This is a genomic window from Staphylococcus sp. HMSC063A07 (assembly GCF_001836955.1).
Lineage (GTDB): Bacteria > Bacillota > Bacilli > Staphylococcales > Staphylococcaceae > Staphylococcus > Staphylococcus lugdunensis.
In genome coordinates, this window is record NZ_KV830914.1 from 56,902 (window position 1) to 82,946 (window position 26,045).

Below are 26,045 nucleotides of genomic sequence, written 5' to 3' on the forward strand. Positions count from 1 at the left end.
CTTTCTGTTACTTAATAATTTCACCTTGTTAAATGCGATATAACCTTGCATTATTCATAATGTCATGGTCGATACCGTCTACCGATGTTGTCGTTACAAATGTTTGTACTTTATGTTGAATCGTACTTAATAAATGTGTTTGTCTCGAATCATCTAATTCACTTAAAACGTCATCCAGTAATAAGATTGGATATTCCCCAACTTCAATATTCATTAATTCAATTTCTGCTAGTTTAATTGATAACGCCGTCGTACGTTGTTGACCTTGTGAACCATAAGTCTGTGCATCCATGCTATTTACATTAAATCCCAAATCGTCTCTATGCGGACCGAAAAGACAAACACCACGATCAATTTCTCTATCAAGATTGTCATTTAAAAACGTAATTACTTCTGACAATAAAATAGATTCATCTTGGCTTGTATCACTTAATTTAATACTTGGTAAATAATTAAGTGATAACGCTTCTTTATCGTTTGTTATTCCCGCATGGATGGGCTGTGCTAGAGCTTCTAAATCATGAATAAAATGCTCGCGTCTTAAAGTGACATTTAATGCATATTGCGCAAACTGTTGATTTAGGACTTCTAACATAGTGACGTCCGTCTTATGTCCGTATTGTAACTGCTTTAAGTAATTATTCTTTTGTTTAAGAATACGCTGATACTGAGCCAAATCATTCAGATATACTGCTGATATTTGTCCTAATTCCATATCGATAAATCGACGTCTTATTTGTGGAGACCCCTTAACAATATTTAAATCTTCAGGTGCAAAAAGAACCACGTTTAAATGACCGACATATTGAGTTAGTCGACTTTGTTCTAAGTGGTTCACTTTAACTTGTTTGCCCTTTTTAGTTATAAACATTGTTAGTGGCATTGTTCCGTGGCGATAATTTAGCTCACCTTCTATTTTAGCATACTCAGCTTTAAAACGTATAAGCTCTTTGTCATTTGAAGTACGGTGGCTTTTAGCCAATGCCAAAGTATAAATTGATTCAAGTAAATTCGTCTTCCCTTGAGCGTTCTCACCAATAAGGATATTCACTTCTGGATGACAATTTAACGTAACTGCTTCATAGTTACGATAGTTTTCTAATTGGAGTGTTTTTAATTTCATTGTTCACCTTGATGAATGATAATGAAGTCGTCTATTTCAGAAATTTCTGGAATAGCAATGCGATCATGATGTGTTAATTTTTTACCACGACGTGTTTCTCGACTTCCATTAATCAAGACTTCAACATCTTGGAGAAACCATTTTGCTTGTCCACCAGATTCAATAATACCCTCAGTCTTCAAAAATTGACCTAAAGTAATGTCTCCTGCAACAGCAATTTCTTGAACCAAATTAATCACTCCGTTTCTTTTTCATATCATTAGTATATTATACCTGTTTTATCAGGAAATTTCATTTAAAAGAAAGTGTGTAAGCGCTTAACAAATAATTTATTTTGTTATTTACAATTAAAAATGATGCAATACAGTAAAAATGAGAATAAGTAGAGGTTTAAAGTAGCTTATATCGTTTTTTTGCATTTTAAAGGGCATACAACGCATTTAACATATTTACTAAAAACTTCATCATAAATTAAAAATTAGCCTCTAATTTAAGCTCTTAGAGGCTTTATATGAAGCATTGATAAACAAAAGAAAGCAAGATTGCTCTCTTTTGTTTGATTTGAACTAAATCATATACGCTATGTGTTTTAATATGTGCGGATTGGCAAGATAAGCTGTGTTACTGAGTCATCGGCTTTAGGTTTTAAAATGAATGGTTTCATTGTTCCAAAGAATTCTATTTCTACTTCATCATTATCGATGGCTTTTAACGCATCCATCATGTATTTAGAATTAAATGAAATTTTTAAATTTCCGCCCTCAACATTGGTTGCATTTACTTCTTCTTTAACTGTACCAATTTCAGGAGATGTTGAAGATAATTCAACGACGTCATTTCCTGTACTTAATTTAATGACATTATTTCCACCTTCACGTGCTAATAATGACGCACGATCAATCGCATGATAAAACTCACCATTATCAATGCCTAATTTGATTTCATAATTTTCAGGGAACAAGCGTGTTGTATCTGGATAATGTCCTTCTAACAAACGAGATGTGAAGTTGATATGGCCAACTTTAAATAAAACTTGGTTTTGTGCAAAAAAGATATCAATATCTTCTTCACTATCACTCATAATTTTATTTAATTCAGCTAAAGCCTTTCCTGGAATGATGACATTTTTATTTTCTGAGTTATCTTCTAACTGCAATTTTCTAACAGCCAAACGATGTGAATCGGTTGCTGTGCATATTAATTCATTATCTTGTATAAGCCAGTTAACCCCAGTTAATACTGGTCGTGTTTCTGAGGTGGACACTGCGAAATTCGTTTGTGCTATCACATTTTTTAGTACTTTAACCGATAGTTGAATCGCATCGTCTCTTGAAACTTGTGGTAATAGTGGATATTGATCTGGATCTAAGCCACTAAGATTGAATTCAGAATGTCCAGATGTAATAAGTGTTTGAAATTGTTCGTTTGTAGATAGTTTAACTTCATTTCCTGGTAACTTTTTAATGATATCAACGAAGAAACGACCAGGAAGTACAACTGAACCAGTTTCAGAAATGGTAACAATATCTTTACCATCTACTTGTTTGGGTATTGTAATTTCAATAGATATCTCTGAATCTGAACCGGTCAAAATCACTTCATTATCTTTAGCATCAATTTTAATACCAGTTAAAATCGGTAATGTTGTTCTAGGTGAGATTGCTTTTAACGTATCATTGAGTTGTGTAATAAAGTAATCTCGTTTTATTGTGAATTCCATCATTAAATTAAACTCCTTCCAGTCGTTTATATATAATTATATAGGTTTTAAATTCATAGTAATAGTAGTAGGGCTTGTGGATTAGTGGATAAGTCTCTCAATCATTGATGATAGCTAAGTTATGCACATGTGGATAAACTGTGTACTGTGTGTATGACTTTTACACATTATCCACAAAATCACATTATCGTATTTTAAATATATAGTCTCATTTAAGAAATATTACAGTTATATATTCCCATAAATTGACGGGCTAATCTATAGCTAAACAATGAAAATAATTTCCCACTTATTGATTCCTAATTTCTTTTTCAAGATTTTCTACTTCTTGTTTGAAAGTTGAATCGGTTTTAATATCATTTGCAATCTTCTCATGCGCATGAATAACTGTCGTATGGTCACGTCCTCCGAATTCTTCACCTATTTTAGGCAATGAGAAATCAGTAAGTTCGCGAGACAGATACATTGCAATTTGTCTTGGATATGCAATGGATTTCGTACGTTTCTTTGCACTAAAATCTTCAATCCGTACACTATAGTACTGGCCAACAACTTTTTGAATATCTTGTATTGTTATTTTCTTAGATTTTGGAACTTGAATGATATCTTTGAGTGCTTCAGCAGTGAGTTCAGTAGTAATAGGTCGTCCTTGCAACTGAGAATAAGCTAATAATCTGGTTAGTGCACCTTCTAATTCTCTAATATTTGATTGAATTTGATTAGCTATATAGTTTAAGGCTTCCATTGGTATTTCTAAGTTTTCTTCTTCCATTTTCTTTTGTAAGATTGCCATACGTGTTTCATAATCTGGTGGTGTAATATCAACGATTAATCCCCATTCAAAGCGCGAGCGTAAGCGATCTTCCAGTTTAGCGATTTCCTTTGGAGGACGGTCACTAGAAATAACGATTTGCTTATTATTTTGATGTAATTCATTGAATGTATGGAAGAACTCTTCTTGTGTTTGCTCTTTGTTTTGAATAAATTGAATATCATCGATTAACAGCACATCAATATTTCGATATTTTTCACGAAAGGCTTCATTTTCGCCGTCACGAATAGATTTGATAAATTCATTTGTAAATTTTTCACTAGAAGTATAAAGCACTTTGGCATTAGGATTATTACTTAAAACATGATGTCCAATTGCATGCATTAAATGTGTTTTACCTAGTCCAACACCACCATAGATAAATAAAGGATTGTATGCTTCGGCAGGCGCTTCAGCAACTGCTAAACTTGCGGCATGCGGAAATCTATTACCTGGCCCAATGACAAATGTATCGAAGGTATTATGTGTATTAAATTGATCAGTACCTACGTGCGCGTCATGTTCATCCTCTGCTTTAGCTTTTGATGATGCAGGCGCTTTTTTAGATGCTGAATCCCCTTCACTAACAATTTCAGCAAGTTGTTCGGCTGTAAGAAACTTAGGTGTAATATCTAATCCCATTATCTCTGAAAAGATGGATTCGAATATGGCTGAGTACTTTTGGTTGAGCCAACTAGCATAAAATTCATAACCAACAAGCACAATTGCTGTATTATTTTCAATTTTGTATAGTTCCGAATCTTTTAAAAAGGTGTTCATGCTTGTTTCTGAAATATGTAACTTTGCTGCTTCTAAAACTTTTTCCCAGATTTCTTGTTCTGACATAAAAACTCCATCTTTCTTTAATTTTGACTTATACACAAAATTCAGTATGGTGGATAAAGATAATCACAATGTGTTAATAATTATCCACAAGTTAATCACAAATAGTGGATAACTCACTTAGTTTATCGCTTTATTCACAACCAAATTGTATATAATTTGAATAAATAACCCCTTATAAAATCAATATTCGAGCAACTTATCCACACAATTATAATTGTTAAGCTTAGAACATGTCAAATAACTGTGAATATGTGGTTAAATCGAGCGTAACTATGTGCATAACTGCAAAATTATCCACAACTTATTTGGTTGTTTTTGTGTATAAGTGGATAACTTATGCACGTCTCATATTTTGACGATAACAGTTACGGGAAATAATTATACTGATTGCTTTTAAATTGAAATATATGTAGTGTTTATTTTCATTAAAACTGTGATGAAAATATTTTTGGTGTTCAGCTAAAACTATCTTGCTTTATAAAAAGTATTTTGTTATATTGTAGTAGTTGCTTGAATTATGACTAGATAAAACGAAAACAAATGAAGATTTCTGATAAACAGAAATGATATTTATCTATTAAAATAATCAGTTTCATTGGCTCAGGTGAATGAAAAGAGTTAGTTATTAGTTAAAGATGGAGGTGTTTTGCATGGTAAAACGTACTTATCAACCAAATAAACGTAAACACAGTAAAGTGCACGGTTTCAGAAAACGTATGAGCACTAAAAACGGCCGCAAAGTATTGGCGCGTCGTCGTCGTAAAGGTCGCAAAGTTTTATCAGCATAAGATCACTGATTCATCAGTGGTCTTTTTTTTCGTTTAGAATGTATTATATTAAAATAAGATAATGAATTAAGCGAGTGATGTGGACGTGGAAAAAGCATATCGAATTAAAAAAAATGCTGATTTTCAATTGATTTATCGCCATGGAAAGTCAGTAGCAAACAGACAATTTGTCGTATACACATATCAGAATCAGATAGCTCATTTTCGCTTAGGTATCAGTGTTTCTAAGAAGATTGGGAATGCAGTGATACGCAATAAGATTAAACGTGCGATCAGAGAGAATTTTAAAGTACACAAACAAGATATTATTGCCAAAGACATCATTGTTATTGCTAGGCATCCAGCTAAAAATATGACGACTTTAGAAATTCAAAGCAGTTTGGAACATGTCTTAAAAATAGCTAAAGTATTTAATAAAAAAATTTAGCAAGATGAAATAATTAGACATCCGTAAGTCTAACATCAGACAAACCGAATACTTACCTGAAGATATAAAGCGGGATACTCGCAATTTAAAATGAAACAATTTACAATGTTAAAATGAAATTTTACTTGAATAAGGAGGCGAGTAGCGTTATGGATTTCGATACAATTACTAGTATTTCGACACCGATGGGAGAAGGTGCTATTGGAATAGTCAGACTATCAGGACCACAAGCAATTGAAATCGGTGATAAGCTTTATAAAGGGAAATACAAATTAGCTGAAGTCGATTCTCATACGATAAACTACGGTCATATTGTTGATCCTGAAACGAATGAAGTAGTAGAAGAAGTAATGATATCTGTATTACGTGCGCCTAAAACGTTTACTAGAGAAGATATCATTGAAATTAATTGTCACGGCGGCATATTGACCATTAATCGCGTGTTAGAATTGACTATGACTCATGGTGCAAGGATGGCTGAACCAGGAGAATATTCTAAGCGTGCCTTTTTAAATGGACGGATAGACTTATCACAAGCAGAAGCAGTTATGGATTTTATTCGCTCTAAAACAGACCGCGCATCAAAAGTTGCGATGAATCAAATTGAAGGGCGTTTAAGTGATTTAATAAAACGACAGCGACAATCTATTTTAGAAATATTGGCACAGGTAGAAGTGAATATCGATTACCCTGAATACGATGATGTCGAAGATGCTACGACCGAATTTTTATTGGAACAATCTAAAAATATTAAAGCCGAGATTGACAAGTTATTAGAGACAGGTGCTCAAGGTAAGATCATGCGAGAAGGTTTATCAACAGTCATCGTTGGTAAGCCAAACGTAGGCAAGTCTTCAATGCTTAACAACCTTATTCAAGATAATAAAGCAATCGTGACCGAAGTTGCAGGAACAACACGTGATGTGTTAGAAGAATACGTTAACGTAAGAGGCGTACCATTAAGATTAGTTGATACAGCAGGTATTAGAGACACAGAAGATATAGTAGAAAAAATAGGTGTTGAACGTTCTCGTAAAGCTTTAAGTCAAGCCGATTTAATTTTGTTTGTTCTTAATTATAATGAGCCTTTAACAAAAGAAGATCGTACTTTATTTGAAGTAATTGAAAATGAAGATGTTATCGTAATTGTTAATAAAACAGATTTAGTACAGCAATTAAACATTGAAGAAGTTCAGGAAATGATTGGTAATAAACCATTGATACAAACATCTATGCTTAAACAAGAAGGTATAGATGAACTTGAAATTCAAATACGAGATTTATTTTTTGGTGGCGATGTTCAAAATCAAGATATGACATATGTTTCTAATTCACGTCATATCGCATTGCTCAAACAGGCAAGACATGCAATTCAAGATGCTATTGACGCTGCTGAATCTGGCGTTCCAATGGATATGGTACAAATAGATTTAACACGAACATGGGAAATTTTAGGTGAAATCATTGGTGAATCAGCTAGTGATGAACTTATTAATCAGTTATTTAGTCAATTCTGTTTAGGAAAATAAATAAGTGGATTGGTAGTCTATAAATATGTAAATGGAAAAGGGAGGTTGAATCATGACACAAAATTATGACGTGATTGTTATTGGTGCTGGTCACGCAGGTATTGAAGCAGGTTTAGCTTCTGCGCGTCGTGGCGCTAAAACATTAATGTTAACCATCAATTTAGATAATATAGCGTTTATGCCATGTAATCCATCAGTTGGTGGGCCAGCAAAGGGTATCGTGGTAAGAGAAATCGATGCGTTAGGTGGCCAAATGGCGAAAACAATTGATAAAACACACATTCAAATGCGCATGTTAAACACAGGTAAAGGACCTGCAGTAAGAGCACTACGCGCTCAAGCTGACAAAGTGCTATACCAACAAGAAATGAAACGCGTTATTGAAGACGAAGCACATTTAGATATTATGCAAGGTATGGTTGATGATTTAATTATTGAAGATAATGTAGTTAAAGGTGTGCGTACAAATATTGGTACAGAATATCATGCTAAAGCAGTAGTCATTACTACAGGAACATTTTTACGTGGTGAAATTATTTTAGGAAATATGAAATATTCAAGTGGGCCGAACCATCAATTGCCATCTATTACGTTAGCAGATAATTTAAGAGAACTCGGCTTTGAAGTAGTTCGTTTTAAAACTGGAACGCCACCACGTGTTAATGCGAAAACCATCGATTATTCTAAAACAGAAATTCAACCGGGTGATGATGTAGGTCGAGCATTTAGCTTTGAAACAACGGAATATATTTTAGATCAATTGCCATGTTGGTTAACTTATACTAATGGCGAAACACATAAAGTCATCGATGATAATTTACATTTATCAGCGATGTATTCAGGTATGATTAAAGGTACAGGACCACGCTATTGTCCTTCAATTGAAGATAAGTTTGTGCGCTTTAATGATAAACCACGCCATCAGTTATTCTTAGAGCCAGAAGGTCGCAATACGAATGAAGTATATGTTCAAGGGTTATCTACAAGCCTTCCTGAACACGTACAACGTCAAATGTTAGAAACCATTCCTGGTCTTGAAAAAGCTGATATGATGCGTGCAGGTTATGCAATTGAATATGATGCGATTGTGCCAACTCAATTATGGCCTACATTAGAAACGAAAAAGATTAAAAACCTATATACTGCAGGACAAATTAACGGTACGTCTGGATATGAAGAAGCGGCTGGCCAAGGTATTATGGCTGGTATTAATGCTGCAGGAAAAGTGCTAGGCACAGGTGAAAAAATTCTAAGTCGTTCAGATGCATATATTGGTGTGTTAATTGATGATTTGGTAACTAAAGGTACCAATGAACCATATCGTTTATTAACTTCTCGTGCCGAATATCGCTTATTACTTCGTCATGATAATGCTGATTTACGCTTAACTGACATAGGCTATGAATTAGGTATGATTTCTGAAGCACGCTATGCACGTTTTAATGAAAAACGTCAACAAATTCAAGATGAAATTGACCGTTTAACTCATATTCGCATTAAACCAAATGCACATACGCAATCTGTGATTGAAGCACATGGAGGTTCTCAGCTTAAAGATGGTATTCTAGCTATTGATTTATTACGTCGTCCTGAAATGACGTATGATACTATTTTAGAAATTTTAGGAGAAGCACATCAATTGCCTGAAGCAGTTGCTGAACAAGTTGAAATACAAACAAAATATGAAGGTTATATCAATAAATCATTACAACAAGTAGAAAAAGTGAAACGTATGGAACAAAAGAAAATTCCAGAAGACTTGGATTATAGTAAAGTCGATAGTTTGGCAACGGAAGCACGTGAAAAATTAGCCAAGGTTAAACCATTGAATATCGCACAAGCATCACGTATTTCAGGTGTTAATCCTGCAGATATTTCAATTTTACTTGTGTATTTAGAACAAGGTAAGTTGCAAAGGGTGAAAAGCGAATGAACGCTGTAAAATGGTTAACTGAGAAATTAAAAGAACATGATATTGTATTGACTGAAAAACAACAAGCACAATTTCAAACGTATTATCAATTACTTGTTGAGTGGAATGAAAAGATGAATTTAACAAGTATTACCGATGAACATGATGTTTATTTAAAACATTTCTATGATTCTATTACACCAAGTTTTTATCATGATTTTAATCAACCATTAACTGTTTGTGATGTTGGTGCAGGAGCTGGTTTTCCTAGCATTCCATTAAAAATCGTTTATCCAGCTTTGAAAGTTACAATTGTTGATTCACTGAATAAGCGCATTCAATTTCTTAATCATTTAGCTAGTGAGCTAGAATTACAAGATGTTAGCTTTATTCATGATCGTGCAGAAACTTTTGGTAAAGGTGTCTACAGGGAGTCTTATGATATTGTAACAGCAAGGGCTGTGGCTCGTTTAACGGTACTTAGTGAATTATGCTTACCTCTTGTGAAAAAAGGCGGTCAGTTTATTGCATTGAAGTCGTCAAAAGGTGGCGAAGAACTCGAAGAAGCGCAATTTGCTATTAACGTTTTAGGCGGTAAACTAGCAATGACATTCAATTTTGACTTACCTGAAAATGCTGGTGAAAGACAAATGATTGTTATCGATAAACAACGACAAACAGCTAAAAAGTATCCGAGAAAACCTGGTACACCTAATAAATCTCCTTTACTTGAAAAATAAAACAGATTAAAATAACCTCAAATGAGAAGGAGCGAATGGATAATGAAAAAGCCTTTTTCAAAATTATTTGGTTTAAAAAATAAAGAAGACATTGTTGGCTATATTGAAGAAGATCGCAATTCTAATGTTGAATCCATTCAAATTGAACGTATTGTGCCTAATCGTTATCAACCACGACAGGTTTTTGACCCTAGTAAATTAAAAGAACTTGCTGAATCGATTGATGAACATGGTTTGTTACAACCCATTGTTGTAAGACCAATTGAAGAGCACATGTATGAAATTATTGCTGGAGAACGACGTTTTAGGGCATTGCAATCGTTACAAAAATCACATGCTGATGTCATTATTCGTGACATGAGTGATGAGGAAACGGCCGTAGTTGCTTTAATTGAAAATATTCAGAGAGAGAACTTATCTGTAGTAGAAGAAGCGGAAGCCTATAAAAAACTACTTGAAATAGGTAATACAACACAAAGTGAATTAGCTAAGAGTTTGGGGAAAAGCCAAAGCTTTATTGCCAATAAGTTACGTCTGTTGAAATTAGCACCTAAAGTTATCGTGCGCCTTAGAGAAGGTAAAATTACTGAACGACATGCACGAGCAGTCTTACCTCTGTCTAATGAAGCACAAGAACAGCTCATTGAACAAGTCATTCAACAAAAGCTTAATGTTAAACAAACAGAAGCACGAGTAAAGCAACAAGTAGGACCAGAAAAGGTTACAGCACAAACATTTCAGTTTTCGCACGATTTAACGCAAGCTAGGGATGAAGTGGGTAAGAGCATCCAAGCAATCGAACAGTCAGGTATTCGAGTAGAACATCGTGATAAAGATCACGATGATTACTATGAAATTAAAATAAAAATATATAAACACTAGATAATAGAGATTGGGATATCGTTCCAAGAAACATAAGCCAGTAAATGAGTTTACAAAAATTCATTTACTGGCTTATTTGTTTATAATACTTTGTATTAGCATGTCTTTTTATATAGAATTACGTTTAAAAATAAAGCATATTTGCATCATTTAATAGATGTCACTTAACTAAATGAACACGGTGTCTTATGTATCAAAGGCAACATCCGTTACGAATAGAACTTTCAACTTTAATACCTTTAAATAATATTTCTTAACATATTAATGAGAGTGTGGAAATCATACTCGAAGAAAAGATTTTGGTGTATCAATGATATTTCGTTACAGTTAAATCCCTAACTGTTTTTATTTTCATTTGCCCTGTTTACAATTTAGAAATTACGATTTATATTAATAGTAAACGGTACGTTTCGTTTTACAATAAAATGTCAAAGAAGGGAAAAGATTGTTTAGTATTTCTAGTGCTATTCTACACTTTGTTATCGGTGGTTTTGCAGTGGCATTTGCATCGATTATGTCAGAAAAAATTGGAGGTAAGTTAGGAGGAATTATCGCTACACTGCCGGCAGTCTATTTAGCAGCAATCATTGCATTGGCAATTGATCATCGTGGTGAAGAACTTGTCAAAATGTCTATGCATTTGAGTACAGGTGCAATTATTGGTATTGCTTCTTGTATATTAACAGTGGCATTAACATCTATCTATATAAGTAAGAAAGGTTATGTTAAAGGTAGCATTTTTGCACTTGTTTGTTGGTTTATTATTTCAGTTGCCATATTTTTAGTAAAACACATTTAAATTTGGAGGCTTTCGTAACATGAAACTTGCTGTAATTAAATTTTTAGTTGGTGGCACGGCAGTCTTATTAAGCTATATTGTATCTGTCGTTTTGCCATGGAAAGAATTTGGAGGTATCTTTGCGACCTTACCGGCAGTCTTTTTAGTGTCATTATTTATTACGGGTATGCAATTTGGTGATGAAGTAGCCATGCATGTGAGTCGTGGTGCTATTTTTGGTATGACGGGTGTCTTATGTAGTATTATCGCAACATGGGCCATGCTCAACTATACACATCAGTGGCTATTAAGTGTTATTATTGGTTTCATAGTTTGGTTTGTAAGTGCATTTTTAATATTTGAGTTAGTTGAATTTATAGCACGTAAAAGAAGGGAACGACATGGCTGGAAGACCAAAGGATCCAACGATAGATAAAAAGATTTTTAGTGAAATTGAACGTTTGTTAGAAATGTCACACTACGGTGAGATTACGATAGAGCAAATTGCAGAAAATACTGGTGTATCGAAGGCAACGATTTATAGACGATGGAAAGATAAAGCATCCATTATTATCGATATGTTTGTTACGCATACACGTGATATTACGTTTAATCATATAAATTTATATGATGCATTGTTTGCTTTTGCCACACAAATCATGGCTATTTATAAGACGAATTTAGGAAGAGCTGTGATTGAGATATTAGTCAGTTCTAAGCAATCTGAGGCTAGAGGATTATTTATGAAAGGTTACTTTGAAAGTAATCGGCGAAATTTTAAAGAGATGATTGCACCTTATCTTAATGAAGAAGACCAAGATTTAATGATTGATTTAGTATTTTCACCCATTTATTTTAATATCTTAATTAAGCCTCAAGAGTTAGATGAGCATTATATTCAACGGTTATTAAAGCGTTTGCTTAAGGCCTATGATATTGAGCAATAACGATTTGAACAGTTTGGGACATCATTATGTTTTAGACTATGAACGATATATTGGCAGTAGTTGACTGATTTGAAAATACGTTTATACTAAGCTTTTTTCAATCCTGGTCAACCTTGCTGGAGCGGGACTACGAATTCATAATGAATTCAGTCCCGCTCACATTTTTATTTAACAAACTAATAATTATTGAAATCGTTTACATAATATATTCATAATGCTAGCATTAACTTAGCAATCTTGTGGAAAATCAAACATCGAGATATCGACATCAATGTAACAACAAAACAATGAGGTGGATAAAGATGGATCATGAAATTCCTAGAAAGATGAAAGTGGCAGTGTTAAATGAACCGTACGATATTGAAATTAAAGAAGTGAATGTGCCAGAACTTGGGCCGCATGATGTATTGGTACAAATGTTAGCAGTTGGTGTATGTGGCTCTGATGTGCATTATTATGCTCATGGTAGTGTCGGTGAATTTGTAGTTGAAGCACCACTTATTTTAGGACATGAATGCGCTGGAAAAGTAGCAGCTGTAGGCAGTGATGTAACGCATTTTAAACCTGGAGATCGCGTGGCAGTTGAACCGGGTGTGCCATGTGGAACATGTGAATATTGTAAAACCGGAAAATATAATTTGTGCCCAGACGTTGTATTTCTCGCAACACCTCCTGTTGACGGGGCATTTACGGAATATTTGAAGCATCCAGAAGATTATTTATTCCATATTCCAGACACATTGAGCTATGAACAAGCAACGCTGAATGAACCATTGTCAGTTGGTATACAAGCTTGTCGTCGAGCAAATATTCAACCAGGATCATCTGTAGTGATAATGGGAATGGGACCTGTGGGATTAATGACGGTTGTCGCGGCCAAAGCCTTTGGAGCTACTCAAATTATCGTATCTGATATGGAACAAAATCGTTTAGATGAAGCACTAAAATTAGGGGCAACAACAACTATTAATGTCAAAGACGAAGATGTTAATCAACGAATAAATGAATTAACACAGCAACATGGTGTTGACTACGCAATTGAGACAGCAGGAAATCAAATTGCCTTACGCAGTGCTTTAGCAGCATTAAAAAATGGTGGTACTCTAGCAGCGGTAGGTTTAGCTCAAGAGGCGGATAATCCTCTTAATATTCCTTTTATTACCAATCATGAAATAAACCTTGTTGGTATTTTTAGATATGCAAATACGTATGATACAGGCATTCAAATTTTAAGTCATACTGATGCAGATTTAAATTCTATGTTTACACATCAATATCCTTTGTCAGAAACAAAAGCAGCAATGGAGCGTGCAAGAACAGATAAATCTGGTTCGTTAAAAGTGATTGTATATCCAAATGGTATCGAAGCAGCCAAATTATAAATTTAGAGATAAATATTCAGTTTGGGACATCATTATATTTTAGACTATGAACGATATATTGGCAGTAGTTGACGGGATTGAAAATATGATTATATCAATATCTTTTCAATTCTAGTCAACCGTGCCAGGTCGGGACAGAATTCATCAATAATGCTACCCCACTCACGGATATATCATTATTGATAAGGTTATGCATTGTTATGCAATATAGCAGTATAGCCTTATTATTTTTTAGTTTGAAGATATATTTTTGAAAATTCTATTTAATATTTTCTAATAAAGTTAGAAATATTGAACTTTTAGCATAAAGTTGTTATTTTATTCAAAATTAACTATGAAATACATGTTATTTTCCTATGGTTGTAAAATAAATTGTGTTAGCATTGTAAATGGTAACGGTTTCATAAAATGTGAAAAGGAGGGTTGTTAATGAATATTGAAGAAACAAAACGCTTTATTGAAGCGGGTCATCTTTCCGTAGGCATTGAATTTGGATCGACAAGAATTAAGACGGTAGCCATTGATGATGATTTTAATACAATAGCTACGGGCTCATTTGAATGGGAAAATAGTTTTGACAATGGCTATTGGACTTATTCCATGAATGATGCATGGGTTGGTTTACAAAAAAGTTATGGTGAAATGACACGATACGTTAAAGATACATATGATACGACTGTTAATCAAATAGCGTCATTAGGTATTAGTGGCATGATGCATGGTTATTTAGTATTTGATGAACATGATGATTTACTTGTACCTTTTAGAACATGGCGTAACAATAATGCGAATGAAGCAGCTACGGTATTACGTGAAGATTTTAATATTAATATTCCCGAGCGTTGGAGTATCGCACAACTTTTTCAATCAGCGATGGAGACAGAACCCCATGTCGAACGTGTAAGATATATGACGACATTAGCGGGTTATATTCATTGGTATTTAACCGATGAAAAAGTGATTGGTATTGGTGATGCTTCCGGAATGTTTCCAATTGATAGTCAACGGCTAGATTATCGTCAAGATTTAATGGACCGCTTTAATAAGTTATTTGCGCAGCGTGGTTATAACCAAAAGATTGGTGACATTTTACCTCGTGTTGTCGTAGCAGGTGAGTCTGCTGGAAGACTAACCGAAACAGGTGCAAAATTAATTGATCCAAATGGTGAGTTGCAGGCAGGATGTCCTCTTTGTGCCCCTGAGGGAGACGCAGCAACAGGTATGGTTGCAACGAATAGTGTAGCACCGCGTACAGGTAATGTTTCAGCAGGTACAAGTATCTTCTCAATGATTGTGTTAGAACAACCTATTCAACGTGTTTATCCAGAAGTAGATATTGTGACGACGCCAGATGGTTATGAAGTAGCCATGATTCATGCGAATAATTGCACGTCTGATATTAACCTATGGATAAATCTTTTTGAAGAAGTATTACAAACGATGGGCGTCAATTACGACAAAAATGAGCTTTTTACAAAAGTTTTTGAAAGCGCTTTAAACGGAGAGGATAACCTGGGAAATTTATTATCTTATGGCTATATCTCTGGGGAATTCATTACCGATGTACCTCAAGGTTATCCTATGTTAGTGCGGTCGGTAGATAGTAACTTTAATTTAGCAAACTTAATGAAAACGCATATTTATAGCGCATTCAGTACGTTGAAAATTGGCGTTGATTTATTGAAAGAAAATGAAAATATTACTATAGATTCTATGCTTGGTCACGGTGGTATTTTTAAAACTGAAAAGGTTGCGCAAACGTTTTTAGCAGCAGCGCTTGAAACAAATGTACGTGTCATGCAAACGGCAAGTGAAGGCGGTGCATGGGGCATTGCAGTATTAGCACAATATTTAAAAGACCAACGCAATAGTGATTTAGCCACTTATTTAAGCAACTATGCGTTTAAGAATACGACGTCTGTTGCTATTGAGCCAACTGCTGCAGAAGTGGAAAGTTTTCGAATGTATACTGAACGTTTCAAGCAAGGTATTCCACTTGAAAAATTAGCAGCAAAAAAATTCGGAATGTAAAAGTTTAAACAAAATAATGAAAGTGGGATGGAAACGTGGTTAATAAGATACAAAATCAGCAAACAGAGCGTCAATTTTTAGGCTTACCAATGGTACTTATTTGGGGCTATGTTGCAGTGGCTATTTTTATGACGGGTGATGGTGTTGAGCAAGCGTTCTTGTCTAAATATATTGGGAGTCTAGGATTTAGTAGCTCAGAAGCTGGTAGAGTACTGGCTGTTTATGGCTTGGTTGTGGCTATCGCATCATGGTTATCAGGTGTGTTAGCAGAAATATTTAGCCCAAGACGTATCATGACATTTGCCTTTATTATTTGGATTATCTTTCATGTAGGATTTCTAGTGTTTGGTTTAGAACAACAAAACTATGCGATGATGCTTATCATGTATGGCATCCGCGGTTTTGCTTATCCAATGTTTATTTATAGCTTTGTCGTATGGATTACATATTCTTCACCTGCCTATAAACTCGCATCCGCGATGGGTTGGTTCTGGGCGATGTATTCTATAGGTATTGGTGTATTAGGTTCATATTTACCAAGCTTTACGATTCCATTTATTGGAGAGTTGGGTTCATTATGGTTATCAATTGTATTTATTCTAGTTGGTGGACTCATTGCAACGTTCTTGGTGAAAGATAAAAAAGGTGAAGACGTTGAAGCAAAGCGTATGACGACAAAAGAAATGTTTGCAGAATTTGGTCGAGGAATCACGCTGCTAGGTAATAAGCAAGTAACTATTGCTTTTGTGGTGCGAATTATTAACCAATTATCGCTATTTGGCTTAGTTGCTTTTTTACCGCGTGTATATACTGATGAATTTGGATTTACAACATCTGAATGGCTACGCGTATGGGGACTGATGTATTTTATCACAATCTTCACTAACTTATTCTGGGGTGTTGTCGGTGATAAAATTGGCTGGGTGCGCCAAGTGCGTTGGTTCGGTTGTATTGGCATGGCCTTATCAACTTTAGCCTTCTATTATTTGCCATCGTGGAGTGGTCCAAACATCTTTGTGACGACATTAATAGCGTTAATGTTAGGTTTCGCAGTGGCGGCATATGTACCGATGTCAGCTATTTTCCCAACATTAGTGCCGGAACATAAGGGTGCGGCAGTATCTGTACATAACCTGGCTGCAGGATTAAGTAATTTTTGTGGTCCTGCGATAGCAAGTGTCACATTAATGTTTACTACAGAAAAAGTAACTATTTGGGTCTATGCCATTCTTTATATCATAGGCTTCATCTTGACATTCTTTATGAAAGTGCAGCAACCAACGAAAGAAGTAGAAATAACAAATCAAGTACAAACGAATGAAGGAGTGTAATTTATGACAAATATTATTGATCAATTTAGAGTAAATGGTAAAGTAGCAATCGTAACTGGTGGGGCGATGGGTCTAGGTAAAGCAATGGCTGAAGCGCTAGCACAAGCAGGTGCAGATATTGTAATTGCCGACATTAAGTTAGATTTAGCAGAAGAAACAGCTCAAGCTATTGCACACAATGAAGGTGTTAAAACAACAGCATTAAAAGTAGATGTTACAAATCCTGATGATGTTAATAAGATGGTACAAGACGTTGTTAAAAAATATGGAAAAATTGATATTTTAGTTAATAATGCAGGAATGACAATTAATGAAAAAGCGGAAGATGTTTCTTATGAAAATTGGTTAAAAGTCATCAATCTTAACTTAAATGGGGTTTTCTTAGTGGCACAAGCAGTTGGACGCCAAATGATTAAACAAGGAAATGGTTCAATCATTAATACATCATCAATGTCTGGCTTAATTGCAAATAAACCACAAGAGCAAGCATCTTATAACGCATCTAAAGCAGGCGTCATTATGTTAACGAAAAGTTTAGCCATGGAATGGTCTAAATACGGTATTAAAGTAAATACAATCGCACCAGGTTATATGAAAACAGCATTAACTGAACCAATGTTTAATACTGGTGGCGATATGATTGATTATTGGATGGGAGCAACACCAATGGGTCGTCCAGGTGAGCCACACGAATTAGGCGGTATTGTCGTTTACCTCGCATCTGATGCATCAACATTTGCTCAAGGTAGTGTATTTACAATCGATGGTGGTTACACAGCATTATAATATAATTTCAAAACAGTCTGAGATATCAATCTCACAATAATAGCACAATGATGGTTTGCCATAATCATCGTTGTGCTTGTTTTATATTCAATGATCTTTTGAAATGTAAAATAAATCGCTAAATTTTGTTAAGGAATCGTATTAAATGAGATAAAAAATTAATAATTAATAATATTGTCAAAAATGGGGTGGTCAAAATGATTTGACTAGTATATGATAAAAGAAATTTCATACAAAAGGATGGAATATCAGTGAAAAAGATTATACTAATTCTAATACTAACAATGTGTATGGCAATTTCTTTATATGGTTGCGAAGAGAACAAGAAAAAGAAAGTAGCAAAGAAGCCTGTTAATATTGAATATGTTGCGCCTCAATCACAAACAGGAAAGAAATATGACGATAAAATTGAGTCATTACAAAAGTTATTGTCTAAAGAGTTAAAAGCGCCTGTGAATATACAGCGTACAACTAGCGATTATAAGATGATTGAAGATTTAGCATCTAAAAAAATGGATGTGGCTATCATGTCGCCAGTAACCTATACAATTGGTCGAGATAAAGGAACAGTAGATGTTCTGTTAAAATCTAAAGACTATTTAGTTGATGATAAAGGAAATCAAACTAAGAAATTGGGAGATTATTATCGTTCACAAATTGTGGTTAAGAAAGATAGTGACATTAAAAAGCTTAAAGATTTAAAAGGGAAAAAAGTTGGGTTACAAGATGCAGATTCAGCTGCAGGATATATTTATCCATTAGCTGATTTGCAAAGAGAACATATTCCTAAAAGTGCATTGCGTGTGTCTCAATTTAAAGATGAAGATCAAGCATTAAAGACGTTGCTAGATGGAGATATAGATGCCGTGGCTACTTATGATGATGCACGTGTAGAGCTAAAAAAATCTAAACCTAATGTTTATAAAGATACGAGAGTCATTTATACATCAGATAAAATACCAAATGACACTATTTCGGTTCGTGTAGATTTAAGTGACGAATGGCGTAATAAAATTGCAAAAGCATTTATTAATGTCAGCAAAAAGAAAGAAGGACGTCAATTAATTCATGACCTCTTTGACCATGAAGGATATGAAAAAACAAGTGAAGCGGACTTTAAGAAAGTTAGAGATAACCGTATCTTGATAGACGGCTAGAAATATTAACAGAAGGGTATCACCATATCAGTTTGGGCATCATTATGTCCTAAGTTATGAACTAAATATTGGCAGTAGTTGATTGGATTGAAAATACGCTTATACCAAGCTGTTTTCATTCCTAGTCAACCTTGCTGGGGCGGGACTTCGAATTCATAATGCATTCTGTTCCGCTCCTTTTTTTACCAAAGACACACATTGTTTTGTAACACATAAATAAAATTTTAGACGTACGGATGTCTAAAAAACACGATGATATCAAATTGTCAAAGCATTTTGTCACTATTAATACTGCAGTTTCTAAAGATATTTGATAGATTAATACTATAACATACGTTTCTATAAAACTATCACTTATTTAAATGAGTGAAATTTTCACAGAGATAATCTAAGGAGCGCAAAATGATAAATGTTGGGCAACAATTAAAAAAATATAGAATACAGCAAGGCTATTCACAAGAAGTATTGGCTGAAAAATTATATGTTTCTAGACAAACGATTTCTAACTGGGAAAATAATAAAAGTTTGCCCGATATCCACAATTTATTAATGATGTGCTCGCTATTTAATGTATCCTTAGATGATCTTGTTAAAGGAGACGTATATCAAATGGATAGAGAAGTAGTACGTAAGGAAATGAACAAATGGACATGGTGTATGTTAGTAACATTTGTAATAGCCGCTGTGTTGATAGGGCCTATGATACATTATTTTAGTTGGCTAGGATTATTTATCATATTGATTTTATACATGATAGGGCTTTTTGCAAGTATACGAATAGACCGACTTAAATATAAACATAACATGGAAAATGCAGATCGTATTATTGCATTTATGAATGGAGAAGATCCTAATAAAGTTCAAGTAACGAAAAAACGTGAGCTCTTCACGAGTGCTTTAGCTTTTATCTGTTTTGTTGGTAGTATTATGATTATTGTACTAGCTAGTTTATGGTTAACTGATGTATTCTTATAAATTTAAAAATGGGGCAGTCATCACAGTTATTTCATTTAGCTGTGTTACTGCCCCTATATACTATCTACTTATGATTATTCTTTTCTTCACGACGTTTTAAGTAATAAGCGCCCCCGAGTAACCCTGCAGGCACACCAAGAATAGGTGTTGTTATACTACTTAAAATGATAACAGCTAGTGTCAATGTTATACCGTTAAACCAATTAACCTCTAAGTTTTTTAAATCCTCGTATGATTGTTTAACTAATTCTTTAAATTTCATGACAATACATCCTTTCAAAATATATTAATTTAATGCTTGTTTAATCTTATTGTTTGCATGGATAAATGAAATAACAGCAAATATTAAATAAACGATGGTATACACAACCATGACTACAATAACAGGTCTTAAATCTTGTTGCCCTAATAAATTCATAAAAGCCAGAGCTGCGAATAAAGCATGTAATAAGGCAATCAATAAAGGTAAACCAAAGTTGAATAATATTTTAAAACCTATACCTTTCATCATATCAATATGCGTGAAACCAATACGACGTAAGATACGATAATTGCTCATTTCATCTTCGGTTTCATCCATCTGCTTAATATAAATAATACAACCCGCTGCAACTAAGAAGGCTAGACCAAGGAATGAAGAAACAAACATTAAGATACCATTTGATTGATCTAGCATGGTTGTTGTTTGACTTTGAATCGTGACATTAGGTGCGACACGCTGAGCTATATGTTCGGCCTGTTTAAGCTGTTGATGCGTGTGAATATTATAGCCATAGTGTGTAGCAATAAGCTTATCATTTGCCAACGATTGGTATTTTTCCGGACTTACTTTTAATACAGGCCCACCATTTGATGCAAGCATTGAAATCACTTCATCTTTATTTATTGCGTTAACGTTAAAGGTTTGTTGTGATTGTCCTTTAACAGTGACATTGCGATTTAAGTGAATGTTAACTATACCGCTTAATGGACCCTTGAGATTCGTTAGTGTTGCCTTATTACCATGTACTTTTTGATCTGGCATGATACCCAAGCTTAGTTGATTATTTGTATCATTTAATTTATTTTTTAGTGCCTCACTTTTGACAATTTTGGTCATTAAGACAGATACTTCTTTTTTATGATAACGAATGCCTTTTTGCTTTAACTGTTCTTCAAATTTTTGTGCAGAAGATGCTTTTGAAAAGTTGATATCTTGTGGTGACGTTGCCTTAAGTGTGTAATCAGTATTGGATTTACTAATGACACCAAAGCATAAAATCGTAACCGTGACCGCTGAAATGATTGCGATAATCGTTAGCGATAAAGCATTTTTCTTCATTCTGTGCATAATAGACGACGTAAAGACGACATCTGTAATATTAATACGTCCATGCTTTAATTTTTTCAAAGATTTAAAAATAATAGAAACTGAACTTCTGAAAAATAAATAGGCACCGACAATCGTTAAGAATAGAATAACAAAAGGTGATAACATTGTGAGTGTTAAGGCTTTAAATTGACCAAACATTTCCGTGGAAATATAATATCCAAAGGCTATCATGATGATACCTAATAGGCCGGCAACCGTTTCAGGTATGGTGATGCGTGCTTTAGTAGCTTCTGAAGATATATTATCTTTCATCATATCTAAAATGCTACGTTTCTTTAAAAAACGTCGATTTTGCAAAAATATCATAATAAAAGCTAATAGTAGCATGATCATGGTTTGAATCAACGCCATGGGTTCAAAACTAATTGAGACATTAATAGATAAATGCATCATACGTATTAAGATTGATAATAAAAGCTGTGAACCAAACGTTCCAATAAATATTCCTATAATACCTGTCAGTGCAAAAAAGGTAAACTGTTCTATTGATAACATACGTAAGATGTTATGTTTATTTAAACCAATCAATTGAAATAGTGCAAATTCTTTTGTTCGTCGTTTAATAAATAAATGATTGGTATACATTAAGAAAATGATAATAATAATGAAGAGAAAAATAGCACCTATCATTGCACCTTTTTGAACAATTGTACCAGCATTCTCGTTATTAATACTTTTTGTATATTGTAATGTGACAAAACTATAATACAGTACAATACTTAAAATAAGTGAAAATAAATACAACATATAGTTTTTGATGTTTTGACGTAAATTTTTTAAAATGATTTGATTAAACGTCATTAGCTACACCACCCATTGAAGACTGCAGTTGAATAATGCGGTCATAAAAGGCGCTTTTAGTGTGTTCACCTTGTCGGAAATCAGAATAAATAGCACCATCTTTTAACATAATGACACGTTGTGCGAAACTTGCTGCTGAAGGATCGTGAGTAACCATTACAATCGTTGTATTAAAGTGTTGGTTCATATCTTCTAAACGATGTAGTAAATCTTGGGCGCTTTTAGAATCAAGCGCACCTGTAGGCTCGTCAGCAAAAATGATGCTTGGTTTATGAACGAAAGCACGAGCAGCTGCTGTTCTTTGTTGTTGACCACCAGAAATTTCACTAGGATATTTATGACTTAAGTCATGGATACCTAAGGCTTGTGTTACTTCGTTATAATTTTGCTCCATCTCTGCTGCAGATAACTTTTGTACTGATAGTGGTAACATGATGTTTTCTTTGACAGTTAACGTTGGTAAGACGCTATAGTCTTGAAAGATAAAACCTAGGTCTGTTTTACGAAATTGTGCAAGTTGTTTATCATTTAAGTTGTTTAATGTGTGACCATTAATTTCAACAGTACCACCTGATAATGTATCAATAGAGCTGATTACATTAAGTAACGTTGTTTTACCTGAACCAGATGGGCCCATAATTGCTACAAATTCTCCTTTATCAACCGAAAAGTTAATATCGTGTAGTGCTTTATATTTTTGTTTTTTACCATAAACTTTAGATAAATGATTAACATTTAATATAGGCATTGTGTCACTCCTCTTGTTTTATCGATATTTTTATTTTATGAGTTATTCAACACAAGCGCCTTTATCTAATCTTACAAACAATGATATTTAACTTACAAAGTTGAAAGAAATAAATAATAACAAGCTATAGTTAATATGAGTTTTATTTTTAGCGGGAATAGATTATAATTTTAAAAATGAACTATGATAAAATAGAATATATCAAATAACGCAGATTATAAATTGTAAAATGAGACATAAGTCGTTAGCATAATAGAAATCTAAAATAATTAGGCGGGATAAAAGTGAAAAAAGAGATCTTAGAGTGGATTGTGTCTATAGCAGTTGCACTTATCATTGTAGGTATAGTTGTTAAATTTATTGGAGTTACATATTCAGTTTCGGGAGATTCAATGTATCCAACATTTAAAGATAGAGAAAAAGTAGTAGTGAGTAAAATTTCCAAAACGTTAGACCATATTGATAATGGTGATATCGTTGTCTTTAAAGAAGATAAAGATAGAGACTTTATTAAACGTTTAATTGGTAAACCTGGAGACAAAGTTGAGTATAAAGGTGACCAACTATATGTTAATAATAAAAAAATTGATGAGCCTTATTTAAAATATAACAAAGAGCATAAAAATGGTAAGTATCTGACAGGTTCTTTCAAATCGAGTGATTTGCAAAATGCTAATGGTGAGACGAAGATTCCTAAAGACAAATATTTAGTGTTAGGTGATAATCGTCAAAACAGTTTAGATAGTCGTTTTCCACAGGTAGGGCTTATTGATAAAGAACAAATTGTAGGTAAAGTTGTGTTACGTTTCTGGCCATTTGGTGAGTGGACAACAAAATTTAATCCTGGAACATTTGATAAGTAAATAATCAAAAGTAAGCGTACAATCTATGAGTAACAAAATAGATTGTGCGCTTTATTTTTTTGTCACATTTTGCTATAAAGATGATATAATGTTTTATAATTACATAATTGTATCAGGAGAAAATTAAATGAAAGTATTAAAGAATTATCAAAGTGTATTTATTATCTTATTTTTCTTACTTTTAAGTGCCATTACGCCATTAAGTGGTGATGATTGGACTTGGCGCACGCATGTTGGGATGGATAGATTAAAAAGTTTCTTTTATGACTATAATGGACGATATATCAGTAATATTATTGAGATTATCTTTGTGCGTTCAAGTTTTATTAGAGTGATAGGAATGACCATTTTTTCATCATTATTAATTTTATTAATGAGTCGTTTAGCATATAAGAAACGCGCGTTACAAAAAAGTATTGTCACATTAATTATTGTGATGCTTATGCCAACTCAGATTTTTGCTGAAACATTTGGATGGGTAGCAGGATATGTAAATTACGTAACTTCAGCTGTTGCCATGCTTTACTTTGTATTGTTGGGGCAGGCTATTGTTAATCGGCAATGGAAAGTTACACCGTTAAATGTTGTGCTAAATATTATTTTGGCAATTTTATCGATGTTACTTGTGGAACATGTAAGCTTATATTTATTGTTTGTCACTGTTTATTTTAGTATTATTTATTATTTAAAATATAAACGTATTTCTAAATATCTAGTATATGGTTTTGTTAGTTTGTTTATTGGAGCTATAGCAATGTTCTCAAATAAAGCATATTATTCAATTGCTACAGCAAAAGATGCTTATCGCACGGTAGGTACAGACCAAGGCTTATTTAATGCGATGTTAGATATTTATTATACGCATAATATGTATTTGATTCCGCTTATTTTTCTAGCATGTGTTTATGTTGCTAAGAAACTGAATCGCATTGATAAAGTGAATGTGATATTATTACTCGGCATGTTTTTAGGAACGGTATATTTATTCTTTAACCATCGTAACTTAGAAGTACCACACCCTAGCATGACGCACATTGTAGCAGGTATATTATTTATTATTTACCTTGGTGCTTTTATAGGATTTGCTTTATATAATTTTTATCAAACATCACGTTTCGACATGTTAGTGCTGTATGCTTTAAGTACATTTGTCTGTACGGTACCATTTTTCTTTATCACACCATATGGTGGACGTACAGCATTAGCAAGTTTAATCTTTGTTCTATTAATTGTGTTAACCATGGTAGATGAGGTGACACCAGATGTTACCTTTACTTATAGTAATTGGATCAATGTGGGATTGATTGTGACGTTAGTCGTTACGATATTATTACCAATCGGTGAAAATAAGAAAACTGAAATGGAACGTACTCAAATTGTTGAACATCTACCTAAAAATGCGAAAACAGTGGAGTTACCGGGCTTGCCATATCCACAGTTTCATCATATGGGAGACCCAACTGAAAATACCTATATGACACCATTTTTCAAATTGTATTATGGCATTGACTACAAAAAAACAAAGTTTATTATTAAAACACACTATCATTAATAAAAAATAAGTATTTATAAAAGGGAGCGGGACAGAATTCATTATGAATTCGTAGTCCCGCCCCGGCAAGGTTGACTAGGATTGAAAAAGCTTGCATTAGCGTATTTTCAATCCAGTCAACTAATGCCAATATAGAACTCAGAGCCTAAAATATAATTATGTCCCAGACTCTATTATATATTTAAAATGTATATAGATTAGTTTATTGGATTACACGGTTTCTTGACCACGTTTGTTCCAAGTTAAAATAAAGCTGAGCATAGCTAAAATGCTAACAATGGTTAATAAGATAAACCCAGCATCCCAGCCCATGTGATCAACAATAAAACCGAGTACGATGTTAGCCATCACTGCACCAAACAAATAGCCAAATAAGCCAGTTAAACCAGCTGCTGTACCTGCAGCTTTCTTTGGTACATAGTCTAGTGCTTGAAGGCCAATGAGCATAACAGGACCATAAATAAGGAATCCAATCATAATTAATGAGATATTATCTAACCAGGCATGTCCTGGTGGATTTAACCAGTAGATGAGTACAAAGACA

24 protein-coding genes and 1 pseudogene are annotated in these 26,045 nt (G+C 33.8%); 17 read left to right on the plus strand and 8 right to left on the minus strand.

Features of this window, described 5'->3' with window-relative positions; all coding sequences use genetic code 11:
• Window positions 1–28 precede the first annotated feature (28 nt).
• The 4 genes from recF to dnaA all read right to left on the minus strand — a co-directional run bounded on the left by recF (window position 29) and on the right by dnaA (window position 4,500).
• A complete protein-coding gene (recF, locus tag HMPREF2597_RS04425) occupies window positions 29–1,123 on the minus strand; it encodes a DNA replication/repair protein RecF (RefSeq protein WP_070817201.1) in 1,095 nt (364 codons plus the stop codon).
• Window positions 1,120–1,362 carry a S4 domain-containing protein YaaA gene (gene yaaA, locus HMPREF2597_RS04430; protein WP_002461038.1) on the minus strand — a complete coding sequence of 81 codons (243 nt, stop codon included), beginning with the start codon at window positions 1,360–1,362 and terminating at the stop codon, window positions 1,120–1,122. The genes recF and yaaA overlap by 4 nt, the downstream gene beginning before the upstream one ends.
• 350 nt (window positions 1,363–1,712) lie before the next feature.
• Complete coding sequence (gene dnaN / locus HMPREF2597_RS04435; protein WP_083319037.1) at window positions 1,713–2,846, minus strand: DNA polymerase III subunit beta; 1,134 nt, start codon at window positions 2,844–2,846, stop codon at window positions 1,713–1,715.
• A gap of 286 nt (window positions 2,847–3,132) precedes the next feature.
• Window positions 3,133–4,500: a chromosomal replication initiator protein DnaA gene (gene dnaA, locus HMPREF2597_RS04440; protein WP_002492036.1), complete on the minus strand. Its 1,368-nt coding sequence runs from the start codon at window positions 4,498–4,500 to the stop codon at window positions 3,133–3,135.
• Window positions 4,501–5,150: 650 nt separating this feature from the next.
• Here dnaA and rpmH point away from each other — a divergent pair.
• The 15 genes from rpmH to HMPREF2597_RS04515 all read left to right on the plus strand — a co-directional run bounded on the left by rpmH (window position 5,151) and on the right by HMPREF2597_RS04515 (window position 20,165).
• The gene (rpmH, locus tag HMPREF2597_RS04445; protein ID WP_000240855.1) at window positions 5,151–5,288 is read left to right on the plus strand and encodes a 50S ribosomal protein L34; all 138 of its coding nucleotides are present in this window, start codon (window positions 5,151–5,153) and stop codon (window positions 5,286–5,288) included.
• Between the two features lie 79 nt (window positions 5,289–5,367).
• A complete protein-coding gene (rnpA, locus tag HMPREF2597_RS04450) occupies window positions 5,368–5,715 on the plus strand; it encodes a ribonuclease P protein component (protein WP_002461042.1) in 348 nt (115 codons plus the stop codon).
• A 149-nt stretch (window positions 5,716–5,864) separates the two neighbouring features.
• The gene (gene mnmE / locus HMPREF2597_RS04455) at window positions 5,865–7,244 is read left to right on the plus strand and encodes a tRNA uridine-5-carboxymethylaminomethyl(34) synthesis GTPase MnmE (protein ID WP_002479205.1); all 1,380 of its coding nucleotides are present in this window, start codon (window positions 5,865–5,867) and stop codon (window positions 7,242–7,244) included.
• 52 nt (window positions 7,245–7,296) lie between these two features.
• The gene (gene mnmG, locus HMPREF2597_RS04460) at window positions 7,297–9,177 is read left to right on the plus strand and encodes a tRNA uridine-5-carboxymethylaminomethyl(34) synthesis enzyme MnmG (RefSeq protein ID WP_002479206.1); all 1,881 of its coding nucleotides are present in this window, start codon (window positions 7,297–7,299) and stop codon (window positions 9,175–9,177) included.
• Window positions 9,174–9,896 carry a 16S rRNA (guanine(527)-N(7))-methyltransferase RsmG gene (gene rsmG, locus HMPREF2597_RS04465; RefSeq protein WP_002479207.1) on the plus strand — a complete coding sequence of 241 codons (723 nt, stop codon included), beginning with the start codon at window positions 9,174–9,176 and terminating at the stop codon, window positions 9,894–9,896. Before mnmG ends, rsmG begins: the two co-directional genes overlap by 4 nt.
• 42 nt (window positions 9,897–9,938) lie before the next feature.
• Window positions 9,939–10,778 (plus strand): ParB/RepB/Spo0J family partition protein, encoded by an 840-nt coding sequence (locus tag HMPREF2597_RS04470; RefSeq protein WP_002461047.1) that lies wholly within the window; start codon window positions 9,939–9,941, stop codon window positions 10,776–10,778.
• Between the two features lie 445 nt (window positions 10,779–11,223).
• Window positions 11,224–11,577 (plus strand): DUF3147 family protein, encoded by a 354-nt coding sequence (locus HMPREF2597_RS04475; RefSeq protein ID WP_002461048.1) that lies wholly within the window; start codon window positions 11,224–11,226, stop codon window positions 11,575–11,577.
• Between the two features lie 19 nt (window positions 11,578–11,596).
• A complete protein-coding gene (locus HMPREF2597_RS04480) occupies window positions 11,597–11,992 on the plus strand; it encodes a DUF3147 family protein (RefSeq protein WP_002461049.1) in 396 nt (131 codons plus the stop codon).
• Window positions 11,958–12,503, plus strand: a complete 546-nt coding sequence (locus tag HMPREF2597_RS04485; protein WP_002479208.1) for a TetR/AcrR family transcriptional regulator — start codon at window positions 11,958–11,960, stop codon at window positions 12,501–12,503. The genes HMPREF2597_RS04480 and HMPREF2597_RS04485 overlap by 35 nt, the downstream gene beginning before the upstream one ends.
• A 302-nt stretch (window positions 12,504–12,805) precedes the next feature.
• The gene (locus HMPREF2597_RS04490; protein WP_002479209.1) at window positions 12,806–13,885 is read left to right on the plus strand and encodes an NAD(P)-dependent alcohol dehydrogenase; all 1,080 of its coding nucleotides are present in this window, start codon (window positions 12,806–12,808) and stop codon (window positions 13,883–13,885) included.
• 429 nt (window positions 13,886–14,314) lie between these two features.
• Complete coding sequence (locus HMPREF2597_RS04495; protein WP_002479210.1) at window positions 14,315–15,916, plus strand: xylulokinase; 1,602 nt, start codon at window positions 14,315–14,317, stop codon at window positions 15,914–15,916.
• Window positions 15,917–15,951: 35 nt separating this feature from the next.
• Window positions 15,952–17,247 carry an MFS transporter gene (locus tag HMPREF2597_RS04500; protein WP_002479211.1) on the plus strand — a complete coding sequence of 432 codons (1,296 nt, stop codon included), beginning with the start codon at window positions 15,952–15,954 and terminating at the stop codon, window positions 17,245–17,247.
• A 3-nt stretch (window positions 17,248–17,250) separates the two neighbouring features.
• The gene (locus tag HMPREF2597_RS04505) at window positions 17,251–18,033 is read left to right on the plus strand and encodes a glucose 1-dehydrogenase (protein WP_002479212.1); all 783 of its coding nucleotides are present in this window, start codon (window positions 17,251–17,253) and stop codon (window positions 18,031–18,033) included.
• Between the two features lie 251 nt (window positions 18,034–18,284).
• Window positions 18,285–19,190, plus strand: coding sequence for a phosphate/phosphite/phosphonate ABC transporter substrate-binding protein (phnD, locus tag HMPREF2597_RS04510; RefSeq protein WP_002461059.1), 906 nt, complete (start codon window positions 18,285–18,287; stop codon window positions 19,188–19,190).
• 405 nt (window positions 19,191–19,595) lie between these two features.
• Window positions 19,596–20,165: a helix-turn-helix domain-containing protein gene (locus tag HMPREF2597_RS04515; protein ID WP_037543495.1), complete on the plus strand. Its 570-nt coding sequence runs from the start codon at window positions 19,596–19,598 to the stop codon at window positions 20,163–20,165.
• A gap of 64 nt (window positions 20,166–20,229) precedes the next feature.
• On the opposite strand, the gene HMPREF2597_RS04520 is transcribed toward HMPREF2597_RS04515, so the two are convergent.
• From HMPREF2597_RS04520 to HMPREF2597_RS04530, 3 genes are read right to left on the minus strand one after another with little or no spacing between them, the layout of a single operon-like run.
• Entirely contained in the window at window positions 20,230–20,427 is a 198-nt protein-coding gene (locus tag HMPREF2597_RS04520; RefSeq protein WP_002461061.1) for a VraH family peptide resistance protein, read from the minus strand.
• A gap of 24 nt (window positions 20,428–20,451) precedes the next feature.
• Complete coding sequence (locus tag HMPREF2597_RS04525; RefSeq protein WP_002479213.1) at window positions 20,452–22,338, minus strand: FtsX-like permease family protein; 1,887 nt, start codon at window positions 22,336–22,338, stop codon at window positions 20,452–20,454.
• Entirely contained in the window at window positions 22,328–23,086 is a 759-nt protein-coding gene (locus HMPREF2597_RS04530) for an ABC transporter ATP-binding protein (RefSeq protein WP_002479214.1), read from the minus strand. The genes HMPREF2597_RS04525 and HMPREF2597_RS04530 overlap by 11 nt, the downstream gene beginning before the upstream one ends.
• A gap of 284 nt (window positions 23,087–23,370) precedes the next feature.
• Here HMPREF2597_RS04530 and lepB point away from each other — a divergent pair, with 284 nt between their 5' ends.
• Window positions 23,371–23,949 (plus strand): signal peptidase I, encoded by a 579-nt coding sequence (lepB, locus tag HMPREF2597_RS04535; protein ID WP_002461066.1) that lies wholly within the window; start codon window positions 23,371–23,373, stop codon window positions 23,947–23,949.
• Window positions 23,950–24,076: 127 nt separating this feature from the next.
• Entirely contained in the window at window positions 24,077–25,501 is a 1,425-nt protein-coding gene (locus HMPREF2597_RS04540; RefSeq protein ID WP_002461067.1) for a DUF6056 family protein, read from the plus strand.
• A gap of 210 nt (window positions 25,502–25,711) precedes the next feature.
• Here the strand turns inward: HMPREF2597_RS04540 and HMPREF2597_RS04545 are convergent.
• Window positions 25,712–26,045 (minus strand): annotated as a pseudogene (locus HMPREF2597_RS04545) (glycerol-3-phosphate transporter); the annotation flags it as partial.

Excerpts from the sequence above, each read along its gene's own strand:
- recF (WP_070817201.1), bottom strand. The coding sequence starts at position 1,123 with ATGAAATTAAAAACACTCCAATTAGAAAACTATCGTAACTATGAAGCA.
- dnaN (WP_083319037.1), bottom strand. The coding sequence starts at position 2,846 with ATGATGGAATTCACAATAAAACGAGATTACTTTATTACACAACTCAAT.
- dnaA (WP_002492036.1), bottom strand. The coding sequence starts at position 4,500 with ATGTCAGAACAAGAAATCTGGGAAAAAGTTTTAGAAGCAGCAAAGTTA.
- rpmH (WP_000240855.1), top strand. The coding sequence starts at position 5,151 with ATGGTAAAACGTACTTATCAACCAAATAAACGTAAACACAGTAAAGTG.
- mnmE (WP_002479205.1), top strand. The coding sequence starts at position 5,865 with ATGGATTTCGATACAATTACTAGTATTTCGACACCGATGGGAGAAGGT.
- mnmG (WP_002479206.1), top strand. The coding sequence starts at position 7,297 with ATGACACAAAATTATGACGTGATTGTTATTGGTGCTGGTCACGCAGGT.
- rsmG (WP_002479207.1), top strand. The coding sequence starts at position 9,174 with ATGAACGCTGTAAAATGGTTAACTGAGAAATTAAAAGAACATGATATT.
- HMPREF2597_RS04470 (WP_002461047.1), top strand. The coding sequence starts at position 9,939 with ATGAAAAAGCCTTTTTCAAAATTATTTGGTTTAAAAAATAAAGAAGAC.
- HMPREF2597_RS04480 (WP_002461049.1), top strand. The coding sequence starts at position 11,597 with ATGAAACTTGCTGTAATTAAATTTTTAGTTGGTGGCACGGCAGTCTTA.
- HMPREF2597_RS04485 (WP_002479208.1), top strand. The coding sequence starts at position 11,958 with ATGGCTGGAAGACCAAAGGATCCAACGATAGATAAAAAGATTTTTAGT.
- HMPREF2597_RS04490 (WP_002479209.1), top strand. The coding sequence starts at position 12,806 with ATGGATCATGAAATTCCTAGAAAGATGAAAGTGGCAGTGTTAAATGAA.
- HMPREF2597_RS04495 (WP_002479210.1), top strand. The coding sequence starts at position 14,315 with ATGAATATTGAAGAAACAAAACGCTTTATTGAAGCGGGTCATCTTTCC.
- HMPREF2597_RS04505 (WP_002479212.1), top strand. The coding sequence starts at position 17,251 with ATGACAAATATTATTGATCAATTTAGAGTAAATGGTAAAGTAGCAATC.
- HMPREF2597_RS04520 (WP_002461061.1), bottom strand. The coding sequence starts at position 20,427 with ATGAAATTTAAAGAATTAGTTAAACAATCATACGAGGATTTAAAAAAC.
- HMPREF2597_RS04525 (WP_002479213.1), bottom strand. The coding sequence starts at position 22,338 with ATGACGTTTAATCAAATCATTTTAAAAAATTTACGTCAAAACATCAAA.
- HMPREF2597_RS04530 (WP_002479214.1), bottom strand. The coding sequence starts at position 23,086 with ATGCCTATATTAAATGTTAATCATTTATCTAAAGTTTATGGTAAAAAA.
- HMPREF2597_RS04540 (WP_002461067.1), top strand. The coding sequence starts at position 24,077 with ATGAAAGTATTAAAGAATTATCAAAGTGTATTTATTATCTTATTTTTC.